The sequence below is a fragment of the Flavobacterium sp. H4147 genome (assembly GCF_029360735.1).
In the GTDB taxonomy this organism is placed as follows: domain Bacteria; phylum Bacteroidota; class Bacteroidia; order Flavobacteriales; family Flavobacteriaceae; genus Flavobacterium; species Flavobacterium endoglycinae.
The window spans coordinates 1,265,203-1,283,742 of record NZ_JARKNB010000002.1; the positions used below are offsets into that span (position 1 = coordinate 1,265,203).

The window sequence follows — 18,540 nt, forward strand, 5'->3', positions numbered from 1 at the left end:
ATATTTTCAAAAAAATGTAAATTTATTATTTCCTTTTACTTCAAATTTTATATAAAAAAGATTCAATAACTATTCTTAGGAATCTAAAATATTTTAAAATATGACACCAAATAAACAAATCGTAAACGAATATATGGAAGCTTTTAGAGTAAGCGACCATAAAAGAATTTTAGATTGTTTGACCGATGATATTATTTGGGAAATGCCTGGAATTTATCAGCATGTAGGCAAAGAAGAATTTGATAAAGAAATTGAAAATGAAAACTTTGTGGGAAGTCCAACCATTCAGATTTTTAAATTGATTGAAGAAAACAATACCGTAATTGCTGAAGGAGCTGTTCAGGGAAATATGACAAACGGAGGCAAACTTGATGCTGTTTTCTGCGATGTTTTTGAAATGGAAAACGGAAAAATTAAAAAACTTACCTCCTATTTAATGTCGAAAAATGCTAATTTAAAATTTGAATAATCGACATTTCTGATTCATCAAAAAATATTTTTATATCTTTGCATCATTAAATAAACCGCACAATCTCTATGTGAATAAAAATTTCTTTCGGACAATTTTAAGGTAAGCTGAAAATCGGCTTGCATATTTGTTTATTCCTTTAAGAAAGAAATTATGGTTATTTTACAGAATATCTCATACGCGCATGCGAACAAAGAACTTTTGTTTGATGCAATCACTTTTACAATCAACAATCAGGATAAAATTGCCTTAATTGGCAATAACGGTGTTGGAAAATCAACTTTATTAAAAATTATCGCTGGAGAATTACAGACTTCAGAGGGTCTTATAAAAACCGATGCCGTGCCTTATTACATTCCGCAGATTTTCGGACAGTTTAATCATTTAACAATTGCTCAGGCATTAAATGCCGAAGAAAAACTAAATGCCTTTCAGGAAATTCTAATTGGAAATGTTTCCGAAGAAAACCTCAACCTGCTAAACGACGACTGGACAATCGAAGATCGCTGTAATGAAGCTTTACACTATTGGCAGCTTGATAATTTACAACTCGATCAAAAACTGGAAACGCTTAGCGGCGGACAAAAAACAAAAGTTTTTCTGGCCGGAATTTCGATTCATCAACCTGAACTTGTTTTATTAGATGAACCGAGTAATCATTTAGATACTGCAGGCCGAAAACTATTATATGATTTTATTAAAAGCACTTCAAGTACCTTACTAATAGTGAGTCATGATCGAAAATTGCTGAATTTATTACCTTCCGTTTTTGAGCTTACGAAACACGGAATCAATGTTTATGGCGGAAATTATGATTTTTATACAGAACAAAAGCAAATCGAAAATAATGCTTTAAGCCACGATATTCAAAGTAAAGAAAAAGCACTTCGTAAAGCCAAAGAAAAAGAGCGTGAAACGCTTGAACGCCAGAACAAACTAGATTCACGAGGCGAGAAAAAACAAAAGAAAGCAGGAGTTTCGCGCATTATGATGAATACGCTGCGAAATAATGCCGAAAACAGTACCGCAAAAACAAAAGGGGTTCATGCAGAAAAAATAGGTGGTATTGCTAAAGATTTACAAGATCTTCGTTCGGCTTTGCCAGAAATTGACAAAATGAAATTTGGTTTCGAAAAAACGGATCTTCACAAAGGTAAAATCCTTTTCACGGCCAAAAATATCAACCATAATTTTAAAGATCAATTATTATGGAAAAAACCACTTGATATTCAAATTACAAGCGGTGAAAGAATTGCGATAAAAGGGTTAAATGGTTCCGGAAAAACAACTTTAATCAAAATGATAACTGGAGAAATTGAACCCAAAATGGGAACAATTTCTAAATCAGAAGCCAAAATAATTTATATCGATCAAGATTATTCCTTAATCGAAAACGAATTGAAGGTTTACGAGCAGGTTCAAAAATTTAACGATTCAGGTTTAGAAGAACATACCTTAAAAATGAAACTGAATAAATTTCTATTCTCTCAAAATGATTGGGACAAACCATGCATTGCTTTAAGTGGAGGCGAAAAAATGCGTTTATTGCTTTGCTGCTTAACCATTAATACAAAAGCGCCGGATATCATTATTTTAGACGAACCAACAAACAATCTTGATATTCAGAATATCGAAATCCTAACAGCCGCAATCAACGAATATCAGGGAACTTTAATTGTAGTTTCGCATGATGATTTGTTTTTAGAAGAAATAGGAATCGAGGAGTTTATACAGGTTTAGTTTTAAGTTTCAAGTTTCACGTTATTTTTTTGAGTTATAAGCTTAATTAACTTGAAACTTGAAACCTAAAACAAAATCTTAAACAAAACCTTATCCCAGCCATCCTTCTCGATCCAGACTTCTGTATTGAATAGCTTCAGAAATATGATACGAAACCACATTTTCAGAATGATCTAAATCAGCGATTGTGCGTGCCACTTTCAATATTCTGTCATAAGCTCTCGCAGAAAGATTCAAGCGTTCCATGGCATTTTTCAGAAGTTCTTTTGATTGTTCATCCAAAACACAAAACTCACGAATTAGTTTACTGCTCATTTGTGCGTTATAATGTATGTTTTCGATTCCTTCAAAACGTTTGGTTTGAATTTCTCTGGCGGCCGTTACACGTTTTCGGATTTCAACACTACTTTCGGCTTTGCGGTCATCAGCTAACTTTTCGAAAGGAACTGGTGTTACTTCAATATGAATATCGATTCGATCTAAAAGCGGACCTGAAATCTTACTCATGTAACGCTGCATTTCATGCGGAGAGGAAGTATTCGGCATACTCGGATCGTTAAAAAAACCACTCGGACTTGGATTCATACTAGCCACCAACATAAATGACGATGGATACGTAACTGTAAATTTCGCTCTTGAAATCGTAACTTCACGATCTTCCAACGGCTGACGCATTACTTCAAGAACATCTCTTTTAAACTCAGGCAATTCATCTAAAAACAAAACACCATTATGTGCCATTGAAATTTCACCTGGCTGTGGATAACTTCCGCCACCCACAAGCGCAACATTCGAAATAGTATGATGCGGACTTCTAAACGGACGCTGATTCATCAAACCTACTTCTTTCAGCTTTCCTGCCACACTATGAATTTTTGTTGTTTCGAGTGCTTCACGCAAGGTCATAGGCGGTAAAATACTCGGGACACGTTTTGCAAGCATGGTTTTTCCTGCTCCCGGCGGACCTATTAAAATGATGTTATGTCCACCTGCTGCTGCAATTTCCATACAACGTTTGATGCTTTCTTGTCCGCGGACATCTGAAAAGTCAAATTCTGGAAAATCTAATGTTTTGTAAAATTCGGCGCGAGTATCGATAACGGTAGGTTCAAGAGTGCCCTTTCCATTGAAGAAATCAATTATTTCCTGAAGATTAGAAACGCCATATACATCTAAATCTGATACAATTGCGGCTTCTTTTACATTTTGAACAGGCAGAAAAAAACCTTTATATCCTTCTTCTTTTGCTTTTATGGCAATAGGCAAAGCACCTCGAATAGGCTGTAAACTTCCGTCAAGCGAAAGTTCTCCCATAATTATATATTGTTCGATTTCAGGCGCTTTAATTTGATCTGAACCAACCAAAATCCCCATAGCAAGTGGCAAATCATAAGCAGAACCTTCTTTTCTTAGATCAGCAGGAGCCATATTTATCGTGATTTTTTTTCCCGGAAAACTTAATCCGTTGTTTTTTAAAGCGGCTGCGATTCGATAACTGCTTTCTTTTATGGCATTATCCGGAAGTCCAACTAAATGATAACCAATCCCTTTATCCATGTGCACTTCGATTGTAATAGTTGTGGCTTCAACTCCAAAAACGGCACTTCCGTAAATTTTTACTAACATAAATAAATTCTTATAAAAGGTAAAAATATCTAATTAAATAAGAATGAGAAAAAATATTTGTAAATATTTTATTACTTTTTATAATTGAATAAAATTCTAATCTTAAATTTCTACAAACGATTTCATTATTTTATTTATGTTTATAAAATAATTCTAACAACAACCAAAAACACAATTAATGAAAAAAACTTTACTTCTAATTCTTATCGCCACAGCCACCATTGGATCTACGTTTGCTTTAGTATATTATATTAAAATAGATAAGTTTTCATTTGCCTGGGCTTTAAACTTTTTGCTGATGCTTTTTGTAACTTACTTTACGGATGCATTAAAAAGTCCGCTTGCTTCTCCATATTACGATGAAAAAACTTGGGAAAAAAGAGGAAAGGTTTACGAGAATCTGGGAGTAAATCTTTTCAGAAAACTATTAGTTTTAGTAGGCTGGGAAAAAGTAATCCGAAAAACTTTTCCAATCGAAAAAAACACAAAATCTTTACAGAAACTATATTATCAAACCAAAAAATCAGAACTGGATCATCTTATAATTTTAATTATAGTATTAGGATTTAATGTTTTCGTGGTAATAGAATTTGGATTTGTCAAATCGTTATCATTATTAGTATTAAATCTACTTCTTAATCTTTATCCAATTTTCCTTCAAAGATATAATCGTCCAAGAATTGCGAAGGCGCTCAGATTAAGTTTGAGAAAATAACTTTATGATCTAATTCTAACTTCCTCAACTATTCTGCTTAAATCCAAACTATTTTGATGCGACCAAAGTTTACTTTCAATTTGATTGTTTCGAATACAGGTATGGCATTCAATAATTTCATGTGAATATCCTTTTCCTAAAGTTGGCAAAGTAAAAACAGCTTCTTTTTCTTCGTTTTTAAATAAAGAATAACCATCAGCTACAAACCACGGAGCATTTAATTCTATTCTTCCCAATGTTCCTGAGATTATAGCTTTCATATCAGAATCAGAAACAATAGACGCATGCAAAATCGCCTGCGCCGATTCGTATTGAAGTATCATCGAAGTCTGTAAATCAATATCGTTGGCATGTTTTATTGCTTTTGCTAGAACCTCATTGGGTTTTCCAAGTAATAAATAAGACAAAAACAACGGGTAGACTCCAATATCAAACAGCGCTCCTCCTCCTAATTCCTTATCGAAAAGACGTTTGTGTTCGGTTTCACTTCCGTAGAAGGCAAAATCGGCTTTAATGTAATTTACCTTTCCAATATTACCATCATTTATTTTCTGTAAAACATCTTGAACAGATGGAATAAAACGTGTCCAGAATGCTTCCATAAAAAAGCTATTGTGTTTTTTAGAAACTTCTATCGTGCGTTCAGCATCTTTATAAGATAATGCCATTGGTTTTTCACATAAAACATGCTTATTATTTTCCAGTGCCTTTATCGATAATTCGGCATGTGAATTATGAGGCGTTGCAATGTACACAATATCAACTTCAGGATCATTAAAAAGTAAATCATAAGATTCGTAAGCTTTAGGGGCTTTGTATTTTTCTGCAAATTCTTTGGCTTTAGAAAGGTCTCTCGAGGCCACAGCAATTAATTGTGCATCTTCAATTAATAATAGGTCTGCTGCGAATTGATGTGCAATATTTCCGAGGCCGACAATTCCCCATTTAATCTTATGATTTTTCATTCTTAAATTTTAATTACAAAATTTGTTAAAAACATCAAATATACTTCATCAAACTTAACTATTAGATGTTTTTAAGCATTAAACTTCAACTTTAACTCAAAAAAACGTATCAAAAAATTAAGAAAAATAACCGATTTAAAAACAATAGAAAAAAAATCGCTGCTAAAATGTAAATTTTAAGTTTGTTTTAAGAAATTCATGCAAATTTTAAGGGGTCAAATTTTAAAATTAACAAAAATCAAACATTAAACCCTATTTTTTTAGGGGGTATCAAATCATTTTATACTTTTATCAAAAATTTTAAAACTAAATAACTATGCGAAAAATTATTTTAAGTGTGATTCTTATCACTATTTTGGTACTAACCTTTATATCAAACTTTATTATTGCTGACAACCCCATTCCAGCAGAAGCTGTAAAGTTTGATACAGGAGATACTGCCTGGATGATCGTTGCAACTGCATTTGTATTGTTAATGACTCCTGGTTTAGGATTTTTCTATGGAGGTATGGTTGGTAAGAAAAACGTAATTAGTACTATGCTGCAAAGTTTTATGGCAATGGTAATTGTTACAATTTTATGGACTGTTGTTGCTTTTGGTTTGGCTTTTGGACCAACAATTGGAGGAATTATCGGAAACCCTTCTGAGAATTTGTTCTTTGCAGGAGTTGGAACTAATACTGCATGGAGCCTTGCACCAACGATTCCATTTATTTTATTCGCATTATTCCAGGCAAAATTCGCTATCATTACTCCTGCATTAATTACAGGTGCATTTGCAGAGCGTGTACGTTTCTGGGCTTATTTATTATTCATGGTTTTATTTATATTATTGATATATGCGCCGCTTGCTCACATGACTTGGCATCCTGATGGAGTTTTCTTTAAAATGGGAGTATTAGACTTCGCTGGTGGAACAGTAGTTCACATGAGTGCTGGATGGGCTGCATTAGCGGGAGCTATCTTCTTAGGAAAAAGAAAAGTTCAAAAAGTGAATCCTGCGAGAATTACATATGTATTATTAGGAACAGGTTTACTTTGGTTTGGATGGTTTGGTTTTAACGCTGGATCTGCATTAGGAGCAAATGGTCTTGCTGCTCAAGCTTTAGGAACCACTACGGTTGCTGCCGCTGCCGCTGCAATGGCTTGGGTTTTCCTTGATAAAATTTTAGGTCACAAATTATCTGCTCTTGGAGCTTGTATTGGAGCTGTTGTAGGTCTTGTGGCTATCACACCTGCTGCTGGTTTCGTAAGTATCCCTCACGCAATCTTCATCGGTTTATTCTCTGCAATTGTAAGTAACATTGTAGTAAGCAAATTCCCTAAAGGTAAAATTGATGATGCCCTTGATGTATTTGCTTGTCACGGTGTTGGTGGTATGGTAGGTATGCTTTTAACTGGTGTTTTCGCTTCAAAAGCAATCAATCCTGCTGTTGGAGATAATCAAGGTTTAATCTTCGGAACTCCAACATTATTCATCAATCAGCTAATTGCTTTAGTTGTCGTTTCAATCTTCGCATTTGTAGCTTCTTATGTATTGTTTTTCATTGTAAACAAAATTACACCGCTAAGAGTTACTGAAGAAAAAGAAGAACTAGGATTAGATATTTCTCAACACGGAGAATTCTTATAAGATTTAATTTTCACTTTCGTTACTTGATAAAAAAAGCACTCTAAATTTGACTTAGAGTGCTTTTTGATTATAAAATATTTTAGATTGTAGATTGATGATTGCTGATTTTAGATTGTGGATTTTAAATTTTCTAATATAGCTGCAGATTATAAGATAGTGTTTAAACCCAAACAACAAACAACAAACAACAAACAACAAACAACTACTACTTAAAATTCGAAATCCCTTCTTTCAGCCATTTCAAATATTCATCAGCACTTACGTAACTGATTGTTGGTTTAGAAGCGTTTAAATTGTTTGCTTCCAAATCTGTAATTACATATAAAGGCTGTGTGTTAGTTTTATATTTTGAAATCATAAAATCTGTCCATTTATCTCCTGCCGTAATGATTTTATCTCCAGCTTCAGTTGTAAACTGCTCTTCTTTTGGCAATTCACGTTTGTCATCTACATAAAGCGAAATCAAAACCACATCATTTTTCAGAATGGGAAGAATCGTTGGTTCAGACCAAACATTATTCTCCATTTTTCTACAGTTTACGCAAGCATACCCAGTAAAATCAAGCATAATTGGTTTATTAATTGCTTTTGCGTAAGCTAATCCATCCTCATAATCGTGAAAAACCATAATTCCGTGCGGACCTAATTCGGCACCTTCCGGCATTCCTTTTCCAGCTTCAGAAGAAACTCCATTAACAGAACCTCCTACTCCAAACGGGCTTTCACTGTAGGTTGGAGGCGGCGGAAATGCACTTATTAATTTCAAAGGTGCACCCCAAAGTCCTGGAATTAAATACATCGTGAACACTAAAGTCAACAATCCTAAATACAGTCTTCCAACCGAAATATGATGCGTAGGACTATCATGAGGCAATGTAATTTTTCCGAATAAATATAAAGTAAGCGCACCGAAAATAGCAATCCAAATCGCAATAAAAACTTCTCTTTCTAAGAAATGCAATTGTAAAACTAAATCAGCGTTTGATAAAAATTTGAATGCGAAAGCCAATTCTAAAAACCCTAGAACCACTTTTACTGTATTCAGCCATCCGCCAGATTTTGGTAATGAATTTAACCAGCCCGGGAACATAGCAAATAACATAAACGGAAGTGCCAGTGCAGATGAGAATCCTAACATTCCCACAATTGGAGCAATTCCTCCGTTTGAAGCCGCATCCACTAATAACGTTCCTACAATTGGTCCTGTGCAAGAAAATGATACAATTGCAAGCGCCAATGCCATAAATAAGATTCCAACTATACCGCCTTTATCTGCTTGTTGATCTGCTTTGTTTGCCCATGAATTTGGAAGCATAATTTCGAAAGCCCCCAAAAATGATGTAGCAAAAACCACTAAAATCACAAAGAAAATCAGGTTAAACCAAACATCTGTAGACAAAGCGTTTAAAGCATCGGCACCAAATATTTTAGTCACGATAAGACCTAAAATCACATAAATAGCAATAATTGAAAGTCCGTAGAAAATAGCATTTCTAATTCCTTTTGCTCGGCTTTTACTTTGTTTAGTGAAGAAGCTCACCGTCATAGGAATCATTGGGAAAACGCATGGCGTTAATAATGCCGCGAATCCTGATATAAAAGCTATAAAAAAGATTGACCACAAACTTCTTGCTGGTGCAGAGGCAGGGATTTCTTCTTTTGCTGTTTGTGCTGTTTCAGTTTTTGGCTGTGCTGCTGCTTCTTTTTTAATAGTATCAATCGCCAGACCTGTCACTTTTGTTTCATCCAATTTAGCTTCTGTTAAAGCAGGAACTTCATCCATTTTGAAAGTAGAAGGTACTGAAATTGAAAATTTCTTGCTTGAATTGATACAAACTTCTTTACAAACCTGAAAATCAAAATCAACATCAACCGTTTTTAAGTTTGGATTGATGATTTTTATTTCTTGTTCGATGTGTGCTTTTCCTTCAAAGAAAGTCTCGTCTACACCGAAAACATCATTAAAAGCCGTTCTGGTTTTACCTTCTTTGGCTTTTCCAACTAACTCATAATTTCCTTTCTGGTTTTTAAACGTAATTTCCAAAGCTAGAGGTCCGCCATCTGGTGTAAACTGCGAATACATATGCCAGTCTTTTTCGATTACGGCATCAAAAATCAATAAGGCATTGTTTCCTTTTTTCTCAATTTTTGACGTCCATTTTACAGGTTCGAGTATTTGGGCATTACTATTTAAAGCAAAAAAGAAAAACAGTAAAAAAACTGTGATTCTGTTCCAGATACTTCTTGAAGTTATCGTGTTTAGGTTTTGATTAAAGTTCATTATTGCATTTCTATTTTAAGTATTTTATTTGTGGTATTTTCAATTTTAAAACGTTCGTCCTGTCTGATTCCGATTACCCATACAATTTTATCTCCCGACCATAAAATCCATGTTTTTTCTTTTTCAATCAGGGATAATTTCTCGTCTTTAAAAAGTTTGCTGACTTTTTTTGACTTACCATTCATTCCAAAAGGCTGGAAAATATCACCCTCATTCCATTTACGTAATATAAGTGGAAAATGGATTTTTTCAGCGTCGACAAATATAGTTCTATTTGAACCGAATGTTGTGTGACCTACGTTACAAAGTGTCATTTTTAAGGGAAAATTAACTTCTGTATCGTTTTCAGAAATTTCAAATTCTTCTTTTTCTGATGTTCCCGAAAAGGGCGTTAAAATCAACATTTCTCTGTTTTTCAACAATCTGAATTCTTCTGCAAAAATTTGTTTTCCAGACTGTCCTTCCACTAAATCATAGATATCGTTCCAAGCCGAAAATCCAAATTCTTTCAGCCATTGGTACAAATATGATTTATAATTCGGAAGTTTTTTAAGCTGATTCAAATCGAAATGAATATCATCTCCAGCTTCTTTAGCAACTTGCTGATATACCATAATTGAAGCATCTTCCACCATTTCATTTGATTCCTGCAGAAAAGATTGTGTTTTCTGAAAAGCATCCAAAAAATTAGGATTGATTTCTTTTAAAATGGGAACTAAATCATGACGAATTTTATTTCGAAGATATTTAGTCGAAGCATTACTGCTGTCTTCTCTCCATTCTATTTTGTGCTCTTCAGCGTATTTCAAGATTTCATCTCTAGAAAATGGAAGCAGCGGACGGATTATTTTATCGTTTTGTTCTGGAATTCCAGTTAATCCTTCTAATCCAGTTCCTCGCGTTAAGTTGATAATAAAAGTTTCCAGATTATCATCGGCGTGATGAGCAGTTAATAGAAAATCAAAGTTTTTTTCTTCTAAAAGTTCATAAAACCAGCTGTAGCGAAGTTCTCTTGCTGCAACTTGTATCGAAACTTTGTAATCATTGGCAAAAGCTTCGGTATCAAATTGGGTCGTAAAAATTTTGATATTGTTTTGATCGCAATAGTTTTGAATAAATTCTTGATCTCCAAAACTTTCTAGTCCGCGAAGCTGAAAATTGCAATGCAGAACTGCTATTTCGTAGTTTAATTGTTTAAATAAATGCAATAAAACCATACTGTCTAATCCGCCGCTTACAGCGAGAAAAAGCTTTTTCTCTGCCAAAAAAGGAAAACGGGAAACGATATGATTTTTGAATTTTGAAAACATTCTATAAAAGTAAAAAATTAAATTCGATCTATTTTTAAATGAAATGTTAAGCATTGTTTTCTGCCACGAATTCACGAATTATTTTTTTTATGCAGATGGCGCAATTTTTACCACAAATTAGCGCAAATTATTTTTACGTTGCGATTATTAATAATTCGTAACCCGAGCGATAGCGAATAGACGAAGTAATTCGTGGCGAAAAAAAATTATTGTAAAACTTCGTGCATTGCTTTTGCTTTCAGTAAACATTCTTCGTATTCTTTTTCAGGGACAGACTGCGATGTTATGGCACTTCCTACTGAAAATGAAACGTATTGTTTTTCTTGATTGTATAAAATACTTCTGATTACGACATTAAAATCAAAATCACCTTCTGGCGAAAAATAACCAACCGCACCGCTGTACAGTCCGCGTTTGGTTTCTTCGAGGTTTTCAATAATCTTCATTACAGAAATCTTGGGAGCTCCGGTCATACTTCCCATTGGAAAAGTGGATTTTAAAACATCAACAGCCGAATATTGCTGATCTAATTTTGAAATAACCGTTGAAATCATTTGGTGTACCTGCAGAAACGAATAAATTCCGCAGAGTTCTTTTACCTCAACCGAACCTTTTTGCGCTGTGTGCGAAAGATCGTTACGTACCAAATCTGTTATCATGATATTTTCAGCACGCTCTTTTTCGTCTGAAGCTAAACTATTTTTTGATTTTTCATCTTCAATTGGATCAGCAAATCTTCTAGAGGTTCCTTTGATTGGCTGAGAAATAATGGTTTCTCCAACTTTTTTCAAATACCTTTCCGGCGATGCTGAAAGCAGAAAATGTTTGTGATTTTTAAAGAAAACTGAAAACGGCGCTTGTGAAATTTCATTTAGTTTTCTGAATTTTTCTAACGGATTTATAATGGCATTTTCGGCATAAAATTCCATACAGAAATTTGCTTCATACATATCACCAATATGAATGTGATGCAGCATTTGATTTACTTTTTCTACATATACATCTTTTGAAATTCGCTGTTTAATTTCAATTTTATTTAATGAGGCAAAAGATTCAGAATAGGTTTGTATAATTTCAGTAAAATCATCTTCAAATTCATCATCACAAAAACGCAGATATTGCATTTCAAGCTGATTCTCTTTCAATAAAAAAACTTTTTTAGGCTGAAAGAAAAATAAATCGGGAAATTCTAATCCGTCAAAATTATTGGATTTTAAATCCTCAATATCATTTTTTAAGTCATACGACAAATAACCAAAAAGCCAGTCTTTAGTCGTTTGCTTGTATTGTTTTAAATCATCAAATGCATTGTGAAAATCAGTTTTAATTGATGTAAAAGCATCAACTGCCAGAATGCAATCGAAACTCGAATATTCTTCTGGATAGCCATTGCCTTCCAAAAAAACAACCTCCCGAAACTGCTGTGACCACGTTAAAAGCTGTTGTTTAAAATCGGAAGGATTTGAAATATGTTTATGAATAGAAACTCTCAAAAATGATATTTTTTTAAACTTCAAAATTACAACAAAAAAAATCCTTCGATAAAAGAATATCTAAAATTATTGGCACGCTTTTTAGTCTATCGATTTTGAATCGATTCATAAAATATTTTACACAATCAGAAACCTTTTAACCAACAAAAGTTTATTTAATCAAATTTTTAACCTTTTATGAAAACAATTACAAAACTAGGATTAACCACTTTGGTAATCACTACATTGCTTTTTTCGTGTAAAAAAGCAGATTATGCTACATCTGAAACTGCTGATTATGCGGTAGACAGTACCGCAATTTCTTCATCGGCTGCTGTTGAAAAAAAAGACAGTAATCAGAAATTTATCCGAACCGCCGATTTAAAGTTCAAGGTTAAGAATGTGGTCAAATCAACTTATGCAATCGAAAATGCGGTTCAGAAATTTGGAGGTTTTGTAACCTATACAAATCTGCAAAGTACTATTCAGGACCAGATTAAAACTAAAATAAGTCAGGACAGCACGCTGGAAACAACCAAATTTACGGTTGAAAATAACATTACTATTAGAGTTCCTAATACGCAATTAGATACTGTAATTAAAACCATTGCAAGACAAATTGACTTTTTGGATTTTAGAGTGATTAAAGCCGATGATGTTTCGTTGAAATTATTAGGCAATCAGCTTTCTCAAAAAAGAAATAGTGAAAGTGCTGACCGAATTACAAAAGCAATTGACAACAAAGGCAAAAAAGTAAATGATATTGTTGATGCCGAAAATACACTAGCAAATCAAAAGGAAGCTAATGATAATGCTGTTTTAAACAATCTTTCTTTAAAAGATCAGATTAATTTCAGCACTGTTACTTTACAGCTTTATCAAAATCAAACCGTAAAACAAGAAGTAACGGCAAGTGAAAAAGACGGCAGCAGCTATGAGCCTAATTTAGGAATTCAAATTGTCGATGCTTTAAAAAATGGTTTGTATATCATTCAGGCAGTTTTTGTCTTTTTCCTTAATTTATGGCCTTTTATATTAATTGCAATTGGATGTTATTTAGCCTATAAAAAATATTTCAAAAAATAATCAAAACTGTTAAAATTCAGCAATTTAGTAAGCAAAAAAATCATTATATTTGATATAGCATTTAAACTAATCCCAAAATAGAATATTATTGATTATTGAATTCTCAGTAAAGTGATTCTAAAAATAGATTTTCTTTTTATTTGAGAATATAGATTTTGCATTTTCAGCACACTAATTATATCTATTAACCTATTCAAATTTTAAGTATTATGAAAATTGCTACTATTATTGTCCGCGTTTTGATTGGTCTTTTACTACTCTTTGCTTCCATTTCGTTTTTTCTAAAATTAGCTCCAGAACCGGAAACAACGGGGAATTTTAAGGCCTTTAATATGGGTTTAGTTGCTTCGACTTATTTACTGCCACTGGCAAAAACTGTTGAATTACTGTGTGGAATTTCGTTTGTAACAGGACGTTTTGTTACGTTAGCAAACATTTTAATTCTTCCAATTACAATTAATATTTTGTTTATCAATTACTTTTTAGCTCCAGATGGGCTTCCAGTTGCCGTACTTCTGTTCATCGGTAATTTATTTTTGATTTATAGATATTGGGATAATTACAAAACGGTTTTCACTCCTTGATTTTTCAAAACTAAAAATAAAAAACCCGGTTCTTTACGACCGGGTTTCTTTTTAATTTGTTTTATCGTGTTTTACCCAAACTAAATCGGTTACGTTATATCCAATATCTTGAGCTTTGATCAGAAATTCTGCTTTGACACTTTCTGGAATTGTTTTTTCTCTTGAAAGTATCCACATATATTTTAAACTTTCGCCTGCTACAAGAGCATATTTATACTCTGTATCTATGGCAATAACATTGTATCCTGAATAAAAAGGACCAAAAAATGAGACCTTAAGCATACCAATATTGTCTTTTTTGACAAATTTGGCTTTCCCGATGCTTTCTTCCCACTTGTCTTTTTTGACATCATAGCCCTTATTATCGACTTTTATGGTGCCGTTATCATTCAAAGAATATTCGGCTGTAACATTGTTTAAATCTCTTTCCCATTTGTAATCTAATCTGGCAATTTCATACCATTTACCTAAATATCTGGCTTTGTCAAAATTAGTTACAGGTTTTGCTTTATCCGGAATTCCTCCTCCACAAGAACTCAGCGCGATTCCGATTCCTGCTCCAATTAAAACTGGAACTATATATTTGCTTTTCATAACGCTATCTTTTTAAATACCATAAAGATAGCACCCGAAATACACATCTAATTTACAAAATTATTTTTGAATATTATATTTTGTGAAGCATAAAAAAACCGTCTCGTTTTTTAATGAGACGGTTTATAAATATGATTTAAAGTAAAAATTATACGTGTAAAGCTCTATTTTCTGTAGCTGCCAATGCTGCCTCTTTTACCGCTTCCGCGAAAGTTGGGTGCGCATGGCTCATTCTTGAAATGTCTTCAGCAGAAGCTTTGAATTCCATTGCAGTAACTGCTTCAGCAATTAAATCTGCTGTACGAGCACCAATCATGTGAACTCCTAAAACCTCATCTGTTTTCTCATCAGCCAAGATTTTTACGAATCCGTCTAAGTCAGCACTTGCTCTCGCACGTCCTAAAGCTTTGAATGGGAAACTTCCTGATTTGTATTTAACTCCAGCCGCTTTCAATTGCTCTTCAGTTTGTCCAACTGCAGCAACTTCTGGCCAAGTGTAAACTACACCAGGAATTAAGTTATAATCGATATGTGGTTTTTGGCCCGCTAAGATTTCAGCAACCATCACTCCTTCTTCTTCCGCTTTGTGTGCCAACATCGCTCCGCGAACAACATCACCAATTGCGTAGATATTTGGAGTACTGGTTTGTAAATGATCATTTACTTCAACTTGTCCTCTATCTGAAATTTTAACTCCAGCTTTATCAGCGTTTAATCCGTCTGTGTAAGGACGACGACCAACAGAAACTAATGAATAATCTCCTTCAAGAGTAATAGTTTCTCCTTTTGCGTTTTCAGCTTGAACTACAACAGCATCACCGTTTCTTTCAACTGATTTTACTTTGTGAGAAACATAGAATTTCATTCCTTGTTTTTTCAATACTTTAGTTAATTCTTTAGAAAGCGCCCCGTCCATTCCTGGAATAATTCTGTCCATGAATTCTACTACAGAAACCTGAGCTCCTAAACGAAGATACACTTGTCCAAGCTCGATTCCGATAACTCCTCCACCAATAATAACTAAGTGTTTTGGAACTTCTTTTAAAGCTAAAGCTTCAGTCGAAGTGATGATTCTTTCTTTATCAATTTTGATGAATGGCAAAGAAGATGGTTTTGATCCTGTAGCAATTACAGTATATTTTGCTTCAATAGTTTCTGAAGTTCCGTCAGCTTTTGCAACAGCAATGTGAGTTGCGTCTACGAAAGAACCTATACCATTGAAAACAGTGATTTTATTTTTATCCATTAAGTAGTTGATTCCACCTACGGTTTGATCTACAACAGCTTGTTTGCGCGCGATCATTTTCTCTAAATTGATTTTTACATCACCAGAAACTTCGATTCCGTGATCTGCAAAATGAGCAATTTCTGAATAGTGGTGAGAAGATGATAATAATGCTTTTGAAGGAATACAACCTACGTTAAGGCAAGTTCCGCCTAATGAAGTATATTTTTCTACAATAGCAGTTTTGAAACCTAATTGTGCGCAACGAATTGCTGATACATATCCGCCAGGACCTGAACCTATAATGACTACGTCAAATGAACTCATAGTTTATCTATTTTATTTTAAGCGTCACAAATTTAAGGAATAAAGTTTTGTTTAAAGTTTAAATTTCAATGTTTTTTGCGTGAAATTTGGGGTTTTTATTAACCGCAAAGAGCGCTAAGATTTACGCAAGGTTCGCTAAGTTTTATTTTATCGTGACAAAATTTTGCTCGCAAAGACGCTAAGTCGCAAAATTTTTTTTGAATTGCCTTCCTGCTTTAGCTGGAGGTTTCAAATTGAAAACATATCAGGCTTTAGCCAAACTTTGAGAATTTTGACTAAAGCCTCTTGCTTATAACTATACTTTACATCTAGCTAAAGCTGGACGCAATTCAGCTATACAAAATTCACAAAAGAACTTCGCGACTTAGCGTCTTTGCGAGATTAAAAAACTTAGCATCTCAGAACCTTAAACCTTAAAAAGAAATCACCGTAGAGTTCTTCACTTCGCTAATCATAAACATACTTTGTGTGCTCCCGATATGCTGTAAAGAAGTTAGTTTGGTTACTAAAAATTCTCGATAGGCTTCCATATCTTTTACTAGAACTTTTAAAATATAATCGTAATCGCCGCTTACGTGGTGGCATTCTAAAACTTCATTTAGTTTGATGACTTCACTTTCGAATTTGGTTAAGAATTCTTTGGTATGCTGAATCAATTTTAAATGACAGAAAACTACAAATCCTTTTTCGATTTTAGATTTATCGACTAAAGCCGCATAGTTTTTTATAATGCCTTCGCGCTCCAGCTTTTTAATTCGTTCATAAACTGCTGTTACAGAAAGATTCAATTTTAAAGACAATTCTTTATTGGTCTTTTTGCTGTCGGTTTGAAGCAAAACGAGGAGTTTTTTATCTATTTCGTCAAGAGTCATTTTGGTTGATTGTTTTTACTTGATTGTTGATGGATTACTTAAGTGAAAGAAAATCTATTGACATGTATTTTTTAGAACAAATTTAGATTAAAAATCATTATTAATTTAATTTAATAGTTTTAAAATCTAAATAAAAACGAAACAATTGATTAATTATCTAAAACACTCTTTCTTTGACTGGAATTTCTTTTGAAAAACAAATGTCCTAGCCCTGATAGAAGTGGAAATCCTTTTGCTTTTTTCTTTAAAAAGTAAAAGATTGAAACGGATAGCAGGAAGCAGCTCCTTATCCTTCGACTTTGCTCAGGATGACAATGGCAACTTGAAACTAACAAAAAACTAACTATAATGAAAGACTTTAATCCAGCAGATAAAATTCAGGATTTGCAATACTTTGGGGAATTTGGCGGTGTGAATCCATCAATTTCTGATTCTTCTACTTATACTTTTTTATCGGCAAAAACGATGTTCGATACTTTTGAAGGCAATATGGAAGGCTGTTATTTGTATTCGCGCCATTCTTCACCAAGTAATTTGTACTTGGATCAGGCTTTGGCCGCAATGGAGGGAACAGAAACGGCAAATGTTTCAGCTTCTGGTATGGGCGCTATTACACCTACTCTATTGCAATTATGCGGTGCGGGAGATCATATCGTTTCAAGCCGAACGATTTATGGCGGTACCTATGCTTTTTTGAAGAATTTTACGCCTCGTTTTGGTATCGAAACCACTTTTGTTGACATTACTAAACTGGATGTTGTAGAAGCTGCAATTACTTCTAAAACTAAAGTTTTGTACTGCGAAACCGTAAGTAATCCGTTATTGGAAGTAGCAGATATTCGTGGTTTGGCTGCAATTGCCAAAAAGCACCATTTGAAATTAGTTGTAGACAACACGTTTTCTCCATTATCAGTTTCTCCTGCAAAATTGGGGGCTGATATTGTAATTCACAGTTTGACGAAATACATTAACGGAAGCAGTGATACCGTTGGTGGTGTAACGTGTGCTTCGAAAGAATTTATTAATTCGCTGAAAAATGTCAACACTGGCGCAAGCATGCTTTTAGGACCAACAATGGACAGTTTGCGTTCTGCAAGTGTGATGAAAAACCTGAGAACACTTCATATTAGAATTAAACAGCACAGTCATAATGCGCATTTTCTAGCAGATCAATTTGAAAAAGACGGTTTAAAAACGGTTTATCCGGGATTGAAAAGTCATCCGAGTCATGAATTGTATAAAACGATGATTAATCCCGAATATGGTTTTGGTGGTATGCTGACCATTGATGTTGGATCTTTGGAAAAAGCTAATGAATTAATGGAATTAATGCAGGATAGAAATCTGGGTTATTTAGCAGTAAGTTTAGGTTTTTATAAAACGTTATTCAGTGCACCGGGAACTTCAACTTCAAGTGAAATTCCGTTAGAAGAACAAAAAGAAATGGGATTGACTGATGGTTTGATTCGTTTTTCTATTGGTTTAGAGAATGATATTCAGCGTACTTACGAAATGATGAAAGCTTGTATGATTGAACTTGGGGTTTTACAAAAAGATTCTAAGGTTCTGAGCTGCTAAGGTTCTAAGTTTTTTAATCCTCTTGCTGATCTTGCTGATCTTTTTCTTAGCAAATAATCTGTT

At 33.8% G+C, this 18,540-nt stretch carries 15 protein-coding genes; 7 read left to right on the forward strand and 8 right to left on the reverse strand.

Translation table 11 applies throughout. The features are described from left to right. Window positions 1-100 precede the first annotated feature (100 nt). Entirely contained in the window at window positions 101-469 is a 369-nt protein-coding gene (locus P2W75_RS13380; RefSeq protein WP_276380832.1) for a nuclear transport factor 2 family protein, read from the forward strand. A 153-nt stretch (window positions 470-622) separates the two neighbouring features. Further along, window positions 623-2,209 (forward strand): ribosomal protection-like ABC-F family protein, encoded by a 1,587-nt coding sequence (gene abc-f / locus P2W75_RS13385; protein WP_276380833.1) that lies wholly within the window; start codon window positions 623-625, stop codon window positions 2,207-2,209. A gap of 90 nt (window positions 2,210-2,299) precedes the next feature. Here the strand turns inward: abc-f and P2W75_RS13390 are convergent, their stop codons facing one another. Beyond that, complete coding sequence (locus P2W75_RS13390; RefSeq protein ID WP_276380834.1) at window positions 2,300-3,835, reverse strand: YifB family Mg chelatase-like AAA ATPase; 1,536 nt, start codon at window positions 3,833-3,835, stop codon at window positions 2,300-2,302. A 178-nt stretch (window positions 3,836-4,013) separates the two neighbouring features. Here P2W75_RS13390 and P2W75_RS13395 point away from each other — a divergent pair, with 178 nt between their 5' ends. Continuing rightward, window positions 4,014-4,550: a hypothetical protein gene (locus P2W75_RS13395; RefSeq protein WP_276380835.1), complete on the forward strand. Its 537-nt coding sequence runs from the start codon at window positions 4,014-4,016 to the stop codon at window positions 4,548-4,550. 2 nt (window positions 4,551-4,552) lie between these two features. On the opposite strand, the gene P2W75_RS13400 is transcribed toward P2W75_RS13395, so the two are convergent. Continuing rightward, window positions 4,553-5,515, reverse strand: a complete 963-nt coding sequence (locus P2W75_RS13400) for a Gfo/Idh/MocA family protein (RefSeq protein WP_276380836.1) — start codon at window positions 5,513-5,515, stop codon at window positions 4,553-4,555. A 316-nt stretch (window positions 5,516-5,831) separates the two neighbouring features. On the opposite strand from P2W75_RS13400, the gene P2W75_RS13405 reads away from it, so the two are divergent. Beyond that, complete coding sequence (locus P2W75_RS13405) at window positions 5,832-7,148, forward strand: ammonium transporter (protein WP_207297261.1); 1,317 nt, start codon at window positions 5,832-5,834, stop codon at window positions 7,146-7,148. Window positions 7,149-7,353: 205 nt separating this feature from the next. On the opposite strand, the gene P2W75_RS13410 is transcribed toward P2W75_RS13405, so the two are convergent. The 3 genes from P2W75_RS13410 to P2W75_RS13420 form a co-directional block, all read right to left on the reverse strand. Then, window positions 7,354-9,429 (reverse strand): cytochrome c biogenesis protein CcdA, encoded by a 2,076-nt coding sequence (locus tag P2W75_RS13410; RefSeq protein WP_207297262.1) that lies wholly within the window; start codon window positions 9,427-9,429, stop codon window positions 7,354-7,356. Then, a complete protein-coding gene (gene tilS, locus P2W75_RS13415) occupies window positions 9,429-10,739 on the reverse strand; it encodes a tRNA lysidine(34) synthetase TilS (protein ID WP_207297263.1) in 1,311 nt (436 codons plus the stop codon). The genes P2W75_RS13410 and tilS overlap by 1 nt, the downstream gene beginning before the upstream one ends. Window positions 10,740-10,945: 206 nt before the next feature. Further along, entirely contained in the window at window positions 10,946-12,232 is a 1,287-nt protein-coding gene (locus tag P2W75_RS13420; protein ID WP_207297264.1) for an anthranilate synthase component I family protein, read from the reverse strand. Window positions 12,233-12,409: 177 nt separating this feature from the next. On the opposite strand from P2W75_RS13420, the gene P2W75_RS13425 reads away from it, so the two are divergent. Beyond that, window positions 12,410-13,297, forward strand: coding sequence for a DUF4349 domain-containing protein (locus tag P2W75_RS13425; protein ID WP_207297265.1), 888 nt, complete (start codon window positions 12,410-12,412; stop codon window positions 13,295-13,297). Window positions 13,298-13,506: 209 nt separating this feature from the next. Next, window positions 13,507-13,881 (forward strand): DoxX family membrane protein, encoded by a 375-nt coding sequence (locus P2W75_RS13430; RefSeq protein WP_207297266.1) that lies wholly within the window; start codon window positions 13,507-13,509, stop codon window positions 13,879-13,881. Between the two features lie 51 nt (window positions 13,882-13,932). Here P2W75_RS13430 and P2W75_RS13435 read toward each other — a convergent pair whose 3' ends face one another. From P2W75_RS13435 to P2W75_RS13445, 3 genes are all read right to left on the reverse strand, one after another. Then, window positions 13,933-14,475, reverse strand: coding sequence for a lipocalin family protein (locus tag P2W75_RS13435; protein ID WP_207297267.1), 543 nt, complete (start codon window positions 14,473-14,475; stop codon window positions 13,933-13,935). 148 nt (window positions 14,476-14,623) lie between these two features. Continuing rightward, window positions 14,624-16,027, reverse strand: coding sequence for a dihydrolipoyl dehydrogenase (gene lpdA / locus P2W75_RS13440; protein ID WP_207297268.1), 1,404 nt, complete (start codon window positions 16,025-16,027; stop codon window positions 14,624-14,626). 413 nt (window positions 16,028-16,440) lie between these two features. After that, on the reverse strand, window positions 16,441-16,899 hold the full coding sequence (locus tag P2W75_RS13445) for an Lrp/AsnC family transcriptional regulator (RefSeq protein ID WP_053471104.1): 459 nt from the start codon (window positions 16,897-16,899) through the stop codon (window positions 16,441-16,443). A gap of 348 nt (window positions 16,900-17,247) precedes the next feature. On the opposite strand from P2W75_RS13445, the gene P2W75_RS13450 reads away from it, so the two are divergent. Then, window positions 17,248-18,477 carry an aminotransferase class I/II-fold pyridoxal phosphate-dependent enzyme gene (locus P2W75_RS13450; protein WP_276380837.1) on the forward strand — a complete coding sequence of 410 codons (1,230 nt, stop codon included), beginning with the start codon at window positions 17,248-17,250 and terminating at the stop codon, window positions 18,475-18,477. Window positions 18,478-18,540 lie beyond the last annotated feature (63 nt).

Bases quoted from the DNA above. Each gene is read 5' to 3' on its own strand.
- P2W75_RS13380 (WP_276380832.1), top strand. From the start codon at position 101: ATGACACCAAATAAACAAATCGTAAACGAATATATGGAAGCTTTTAGA.
- abc-f (WP_276380833.1), top strand. From the start codon at position 623: ATGGTTATTTTACAGAATATCTCATACGCGCATGCGAACAAAGAACTT.
- P2W75_RS13390 (WP_276380834.1), bottom strand. From the start codon at position 3,835: ATGTTAGTAAAAATTTACGGAAGTGCCGTTTTTGGAGTTGAAGCCACA.
- P2W75_RS13395 (WP_276380835.1), top strand. From the start codon at position 4,014: ATGAAAAAAACTTTACTTCTAATTCTTATCGCCACAGCCACCATTGGA.
- P2W75_RS13400 (WP_276380836.1), bottom strand. From the start codon at position 5,515: ATGAAAAATCATAAGATTAAATGGGGAATTGTCGGCCTCGGAAATATT.
- P2W75_RS13405 (WP_207297261.1), top strand. From the start codon at position 5,832: ATGCGAAAAATTATTTTAAGTGTGATTCTTATCACTATTTTGGTACTA.
- P2W75_RS13410 (WP_207297262.1), bottom strand. From the start codon at position 9,429: ATGAACTTTAATCAAAACCTAAACACGATAACTTCAAGAAGTATCTGG.
- tilS (WP_207297263.1), bottom strand. From the start codon at position 10,739: ATGTTTTCAAAATTCAAAAATCATATCGTTTCCCGTTTTCCTTTTTTG.
- P2W75_RS13425 (WP_207297265.1), top strand. From the start codon at position 12,410: ATGAAAACAATTACAAAACTAGGATTAACCACTTTGGTAATCACTACA.
- P2W75_RS13430 (WP_207297266.1), top strand. From the start codon at position 13,507: ATGAAAATTGCTACTATTATTGTCCGCGTTTTGATTGGTCTTTTACTA.
- P2W75_RS13435 (WP_207297267.1), bottom strand. From the start codon at position 14,475: ATGAAAAGCAAATATATAGTTCCAGTTTTAATTGGAGCAGGAATCGGA.
- lpdA (WP_207297268.1), bottom strand. From the start codon at position 16,027: ATGAGTTCATTTGACGTAGTCATTATAGGTTCAGGTCCTGGCGGATAT.
- P2W75_RS13445 (WP_053471104.1), bottom strand. From the start codon at position 16,899: ATGACTCTTGACGAAATAGATAAAAAACTCCTCGTTTTGCTTCAAACC.
- P2W75_RS13450 (WP_276380837.1), top strand. From the start codon at position 17,248: ATGAAAGACTTTAATCCAGCAGATAAAATTCAGGATTTGCAATACTTT.